Annotated in this window: 3 protein-coding genes; 1 reads left to right on the forward strand and 2 read right to left on the reverse strand. The window is 44.9% G+C overall.

The annotated features are described in order from the left end of the window. Positions 1 to 52 precede the first annotated feature (52 nt). Complete coding sequence (gene topA, locus IE070_RS10040) at positions 53 to 2,638, reverse strand: type I DNA topoisomerase (protein WP_189483022.1); 2,586 nt, start codon at positions 2,636 to 2,638, stop codon at positions 53 to 55. A gap of 221 nt (positions 2,639 to 2,859) precedes the next feature. On the opposite strand from topA, the gene astB reads away from it, so the two are divergent. Then, positions 2,860 to 4,200: an N-succinylarginine dihydrolase gene (astB, locus tag IE070_RS10045; RefSeq protein WP_189483024.1), complete on the forward strand. Its 1,341-nt coding sequence runs from the start codon at positions 2,860 to 2,862 to the stop codon at positions 4,198 to 4,200. Between the two features lie 105 nt (positions 4,201 to 4,305). Here the strand turns inward: astB and IE070_RS10050 are convergent, their stop codons facing one another. Beyond that, positions 4,306 to 7,671, reverse strand: a complete 3,366-nt coding sequence (locus IE070_RS10050; RefSeq protein ID WP_444541862.1) for an Ig-like domain-containing protein — start codon at positions 7,669 to 7,671, stop codon at positions 4,306 to 4,308. Position 7,672 lies beyond the last annotated feature (1 nt).

Below are 7,672 nucleotides of genomic sequence, written 5' to 3' on the forward strand. Positions count from 1 at the left end.
GCAAAGACATAAGATTCCCTACCCGCTCAAGATGTTCATACCCGCTTAATGGTTATTTCTCTGTAACGACCCAACGTCCGGCTTCATACCAGGCAGACCAGCCTGTCGCCTTACCTTCTTGCTCAGTCATCACATACTGCTGCTTCGTTTTACGACTCCAACGCACTATGCTTGGATTGCCAGCCTGATCTTTTACTGGCGCATCAGCCAAATAGTAAAACTTTGGCGATAACTGATCGCGATAACGTTTTAACTCACTTACCAGCGGAGCCCTCGTTTCACGCGATTTAGGGAAAGTTGCTGCGGCTAAAAACAATCCTGCCGCGCCATCACGCAATACAAAATAGGTATCCGATTTTTCACACTTTAAATCGGTTAAATGTACCGGATCTTCTTTTGGTGGCGCAGCTTCTCCACTGCGTAACAGTTTACGCGTGTTTTTGCACTCGCTGTTTGTACACCCAAAATACTTACCAAAGCGGCCAGATTTAAGCTGCATTTGTGCACCACACTTATCGCACTCAATTTCTGGACCTTCGTACCCTTTTAACTTAAAACTCCCTTCTTCAACGGAATAGCCATCGCATTCTGGATTATTGCCACACACGTGCAATTTCCGGTGTTCATCTATTAGGTAGCTGTCCATAGCGGTACCGCATTTAGTGCAACGCTTTTTATGACGCAACACTTCGGTTTCCAGTTCTTCATCAGCAACATTAACTGCTTCTTCACCAGACACTAAATTTAATGTAGTGGTGCAACGCTCTTTTGGCGGAAGATTATAACCAGAACACCCAAGGAAAACCCCAGTAGATGCGGTTCTAATCCCCATTTGTCGGCCACACGTAGGGCACGCAATGTCTGTTAGTACAAACTGGTTTATCCGCATGCCGCCGTGTTCAGGCTCTTGCTCTGCCGCTTTTAATTTGCCGCTAAATCCTTGATAAAACTGGTCAAGCTCTTTGCGCCAACTTAGCTGGCCTTTAGCGATATCATCAAGTTTCAATTCCATGTTTGCAGTAAAATCGTAACTCATCAAATCGTCAAAGTTCTCCACCAAACGATCGGTTACAATTTCGCCCATTTTCTCTGCATAAAAGCGCTTATTTTCCACCCTAACATACCCACGTTCTTGAATCGTAGAGGTAATAGCTGCGTAGGTGGAAGGGCGACCAATACCGCGTTTTTCCAGCTCTTTTACTAAGCTGGCTTCACTAAAACGGGCTGGTGGTTTAGTAAAATGTTGTGCGGCCGTTAAATCGGATAGCGTTAATGTTTCACCCGCTTTTACATCCGGCAACTCGTTTTCTTCGTCGCCTTTCCGTTTTATTGCTGGCTGTACTTTTGTCCAACCCTCAAAGCGTAATACTCTGCCTTTAGCTTTTAATTCAAAATCGGCTGCAGATACCGTAATATTGGTGACATCATATAGCGCAGGTGGCATTTGGCAGGCTACAAACTGGCGCCAAATAAGCTCATACAATTTACGCGCGTCGGCTTCCATATCGCCTAAATCTGAAGCCAGTACGTTGACCTCTGATGGCCTAACCGCTTCGTGCGCCTCTTGTGCGTTTGCTTTGCTGCCATAGCTAATCGGCTCTGCAGGCAAGTACGCTTTACCAAATTTTTTACTGATATATTCACGACAATTTGCAACCGCCTCAGCACTTAAATTGGTAGAGTCGGTTCGCATATAGGTAATGTGCCCAGCTTCATATAATCGCTGTGCCAACATCATAGTTTTCTTAACACCATACCCTAAACGTGTACTAGCAGCTTGCTGCAGCGTAGAGGTAATAAAAGGTGCTTGAGGCTTGCTACTGCTAGGTTTATCCTCACGCTCGATAACCTGATAGGTTGCTGACTTTAGCGCTGTTAATGCGCTATCTGCTTGCGCTTTGTTGACTGGGCTAAAAGCTTTACCCAAATGCTTGTGCACAGCTAATTGCAATGCCTGCTTCGACGCCGTTAACGTATCGGCATCAATAGTCCAGTATTCTTCTGGTACAAAGGCTTTAATTTCACGCTCACGCTCTACCACTAAGCGTACCGCAACCGATTGTACTCGGCCAGCTGACAAGCCACGGGCTACTTTCTTCCAAAGCAAAGGCGATACCATAAAACCAACAACACGATCTAAAAAGCGACGAGCTTGCTGTGCGTCTACCTGATCTAAATTCAGTTTACCGGGTTCATGAAAAGCTTGCGTGATGGCATTCTTTGTAATTTCGTTAAACACCACGCGTTTAAATTTGGACTCTTCGCCGCCAATAATTTCACGTAGGTGCCATGCAATGGCCTCCCCTTCGCGGTCTAAGTCCGTTGCGAGATAAACCGTATCCGCTTTTTCTGCGAGCGCTTTTAGCTCTTTGACTACTTTTTCTTTACCGGGTAACACTTCGTAGCGTGCTTTCCAGCCGTTGGCCGGATCGATCCCCATACGATCGACTAACGCTTGGTATTCTTTCTCTGCTTTACTTAACGTTTTATCCGCTGTTTTGGGTTTGTCTTTCGTGCTGCTTGTCGGCAGATCACGGATATGCCCAACACTGGATTTGACCACAAAGTCATTACCCAGATATTTGTTGATGGTTTTTGCTTTTGCCGGTGATTCGACTATTACCAGTGATTTTGCCATTTTTAACCCAAAAATCCTTTAATCCAGCGTCGTCAGGTTGACGCCCTTTTTAAACGTATATCCGCAAACCGCTGTTGTGACAAGTGCCTAACTTGATTATTATGCTTTTTGGTCAGCTTTTTTGTTGAGTTAGGCCAATCACTATTTAAAAAAATGAAGCATAACATCTCGCGGCCGGAAAAATAACAAAAACAGTGCCGCATCAGATAAAGGATCAAACAATGCAAGCTTATGAAGCCAATTTTGATGGGCTAGTCGGCCCAACACACAATTATGCTGGATTATCGTTAGGCAATGTTGCCTCGCTCAATAACGCCCGCAATTACTCAAGCCCCAAGCAAGCTGCTTTGCAGGGTTTGCAAAAAATGAAAGCCCTGCACGATCTTGGTATGGTACAAGGTGTTCTCGCACCGCAAGAACGCCCTGATGTAAATGCCTTACGGCGTTTGGGCTTTACTGGTTCAGATGCACAGGTTATGCAGCAGGCAGCACAGCAAGCGCCGGAGATTTATCGCGCAGTATGTTCTGCTTCCAGTATGTGGACCGCCAACGCAGCAACCGTATCGCCCAGTGCGGATACTGCGGATGGTAAAGTCCATTTTACGCCAGCGAATCTCACCAACAAGTTTCATCGCTCACTTGAACCCATTACCACCGGTAGAATTTTACAAGCGATGTTTGCTGACAATGCACACTTTAAACATCATCAACACCTACCTGACAATGATCATTTTGGCGATGAAGGTGCCGCTAACCACACAAGATTGTGCAGCGATTATGCAACAAGTGGGGTCGAACTGTTTGTATATGGCCGTTACGCGTTTGATAGCAGCAAAGTGGCACCGCAGCGTTTTCCAGCACGTCAAACCTTAGAAGCTAGCCAAGCGGTAGCTCGCCTACATGGATTAACGGAGGCCAACACGGTCTTTTTGCAACAAAATCCGGCGGTGATCGATCAAGGTGTTTTTCATAACGATGTTATCGCCGTAGGTAATAGAAATGTCCTCTTTTTCCACGAAGAGGCGTTTTTAAATAAACAGCAAGGCCTGCAAGAAATTCAGCGTAAGTTTAGTGAATCATCGCCTTTACACTTTATTGAAGTGAGCAATCAGCAAGTTTCTGTCGCGGATGCTATCAAAACGTATTTATTTAATACGCAACTGATTAATTTACCCGATGGCCAAATGGTTATTATTGCACCAACAGAATGCCAAGAGCATCAAGGGGTGTATCGCTACTTAACCGAGTTATGCCAACAGAATACGCCGATCAAAGCCGTAAAATATTTTGATGTAAAACAGAGTATGCAAAACGGTGGAGGCCCCGCATGTTTACGCTTACGTGTAGTACTGAATGAGCAAGAACGGGCAGCGGTTAATCCAGCGGTGTTGATGAGCGAAACATTGTTTGCAACGCTTAATGCTTGGGTGAATAAACACTATCGTGACAGATTAAGCGAAGCAGATCTGGCTGATCCATTGTTACTACAAGAAAGCCGCACTGCTTTAGATGAGCTAACACAAATTTTAAAATTAGGTTCGGTTTATTCGTTTCAACGATAAGCAATTACATCATTATTTACGCGCTAAAAAGCGTTTCACGCATTAAAAGAAAAACCCCTAAGTATATTAGGGGTTTTTTATTTGCTCCGAAAGGTATGCAGTTAATTAGCGATCATCTGTTACTGGTACAGATAATGAACTTACTAAACCAGATGGGCTTGTCACACTAATTGACAGAAAACCGTCAAACTTCTCATTGCCCTGACCGGCTGGCTCTCGTGTTACAGCAAAAAACACGCTAGCAGGTACACGGCTAGTTGTATTCGGGAATACAAAACCGCTTGAGCCTACCAGGACACCGTTATCTACACTGATCTCAACTTCAGTGCCAACTGGCATAGGATTGTTATAGATATCCGCTATAAACAATCTTAGTGAAGCATTAGCCGCGCCAGTGCCAGAATTAAGATCAATAGCAGTAACTTCACACATCTTACGACTATTGTTGTCGTTCTGCACCTCAAGGACTTCCGGACTTGTGTTATCGCTATTAACACGGACAGTTCTAGCTGTTATACCTGGAATGGCTGAACAATCTGCAGCATAAGTAACTAACCGGAAATAAGCCTCATCACCTGACATTATTATTTCTTGGTTTTGGAAAATATGCAGCAAATCACGTGAACATAATCCAGCCGCAGCATCTTCTTCACGACACAGCAAACCATTGTATAACCCGTTAGCGACATCGAAAGTGTTATTGCTATTAAAATCAATAAACTCTTCAAATTCATCGCCCTCGGAATTAGCTGGATCACAAGGATTCGAGGCATCAGCACAGCTCTTACCACCATAAACGCCATCCTCGTTATGATCAGTAAAGGCCTCCGTTAAGTCATACGCTGCATAGAACTCACCTAAATCAAAACGTCCATTACCATTGAGATCAGAGAATGATTCCTGACCAACGGCATAAGCAGTTATAGTTGCTCTGCCACCTAAAGGCCGATCAATTGACAGATCATTTTGTACGATACCAAGTGGACATGGCCGTCCACCATCACATTTGGCAAGTATGCTATTGGCATAACTTTCAGCAGTAAAAGGTCTAGGATTTTGACTACGCCATTTTACAGCACAGCGTCCATTCTCTGTTACACAACTAGGCTGAATCGATCCACCTTCTGCAATAAAGTTGACTGCCGTACCATCTGGTACCGGATTATTAAAGTGATCTGCCAAAAATACGGTTACATCAACTTCATTACCATCTACACCTAATCCATGTACGTTAAAGGCTGAACGAGACAACGAGAAGCTATTTTGATCAGCCAAACCGGTGCTGACTGATAACACGTCAGAAGGCGCTGTTACCACAACAGTGGTACCCGACACAGATTGTTCACTGCGGGCAATAACCCGAATTGGTGTTGGTACAAGGCCAGAACGAACAATAGTCTGCACAATACCATCTATATTGGTAAAGCCAGCAGCTTGCGCCAGCTCAATACCACCAACACTCGTGCTCAAACTAAACTCAACGTCTCTGCCAGATACAGGATTACCATTTGCATCAACCAGTCGGAATCTAACAATAGAGGTTTCAGTGCGGTTTGCACCACCGGTCCCTTTTAGTGCGATAACGGGTGCTGAAACATCGAGGAATTCAATTGAACCCAACGCGGCTTCAGATACATCGACAGTTACTGATCCACTCACGGTGTTGCCACCTGTGATTACCGTAGCGGTGATCAAATCTGAGCCGACGCAGCCTGCTGCACGGTAAGTAGAACGTGCGATACCACCAATACTGGTAACCGCTTCGTCAATCACGGCTAAACCGGCTTGGACACAGCCAGAAGTAAACTCTACTCCTAGCGGTGGCATATATGGAGCACCATTGCGCGTAATATCGACGCTAATCAAAGCCGTTGACCCTGCAGAAAGCGTTTGATTAGCCGCCAGACTAGAACTCACCACGATTTCCACATCTACTGCGCCGATTTCAAAGGCTTTGGTTCTACTTGCATTAACAGCGGTAACGGTAACCTCACCAGCACCAACATCGCGACCGGCAACCAAATCTAATAACGCAATACCGTTGTTATCGGTAATAGCGGTACCTGTTCTCGGGCTGATTGCACCAAGCGTTGTAACCGCAGAGACAAGAGTTTGTTCAATTGGTGTATTAGAACCCTGACGGGTTACCTCAATAAACAGAATACCTGGCTGTTCCGCAGAAATACTTGTCGTTTCAGTACATAACGCTGGGTTTCGGAGTGTTCTGAAATCAGCTGGACAGTTTGTTAACAACCGGAAATTAATCGCCGCATTTAGCTGGTTTGGATCAATTTCATCACCGCGAGTATAGAAACCGATTGATTCAGATACACCTTCAAATTGTGCAGTGATATTGCCAGCACCCTCAGCAGTGCCTGCGGCCAACATGATACGTGCCTCACCTAAATTGTTAGTTAAGGCAGTACCCACAGAAGGCCGTAAACTTCCCAATGTCGTTGAGAAACTTACAACTTCACCCACTACAAGCAATCCATCTTTATCACGAATTGTGGCAACAATTTGGCCAGGACTACTTGCACTTACTTCACTGGTTTCATTGTTTGTAGCAGTAGAAATTAATCTCAAGTCAATACTAAAATCAGGTGATGTACCAAGGGGTGGCGTATCGCCAGCATTCTGGAAAGCAAAGGGATCACTTGACAATACAACACCTGCATCAGTTGTAAAGGAAGCAATCACTTCACCCGCGCCTGGAACATTCCCAGTAAGTAGATCTACATAAGCAACGCCATTTAAGTCTGTCATCGCCCTACCACTAGTCGGGTTGATTAAACCAGCAAAGCGTGCCTGTACATTCACCAGTTTAAAAGCTGCGGCTACACCACCTTGTGTCAGGTCAACTTTAACCTTACGTGGATTAGCATTACTTACATCTCTCACTTCGTTATTGTCAATAACATTGTCAACAATTTGTGCAGTGATAATCGTTTCTGCTGATTGATCGCCAGCAGATTCAAACACAAAGGCCAGTGACACAACCGTTTCGTCAGCTGCTTCATAAGTTGCTGTAACCATACCGGCTCCAGGAACAGCGCCAGCAAATAATCTGATAACGGCTAAACCATTGTCATCTGTACGAGCAGTACCAATTGATGGAATGAGTTCACCAACCTCATTCGCTAATTCAAAAGTAATTAACTGGTTCGACAACACAATACCATCAAAACTTAAAACGGCCCTTAACTCACCCTGATTATCTTTACTCACATTTCTGGATAAGTTACCACTACCATCTCTCATTTCCAGCGTTAGACGATACTGGCTAACAACTTCATCACCTTTAGTCGCAAAGCTGATCGTCTGCTCCACACCCTGGTAACGCGCTGTCAGCGTACCAGCACCTTCAATAGTACCGGCTGTTAAACGAATACTCGCTTCACCCTGTGCATTAGTCAGAGCAGTACCAAAGGCAGGTTGGATACGACCTAAGGTGCTGTTGAAATTCACCACC

This window comes from Alishewanella tabrizica, assembly GCF_014652375.1.
Taxonomy (GTDB): domain Bacteria; phylum Pseudomonadota; class Gammaproteobacteria; order Enterobacterales; family Alteromonadaceae; genus Alishewanella; species Alishewanella tabrizica.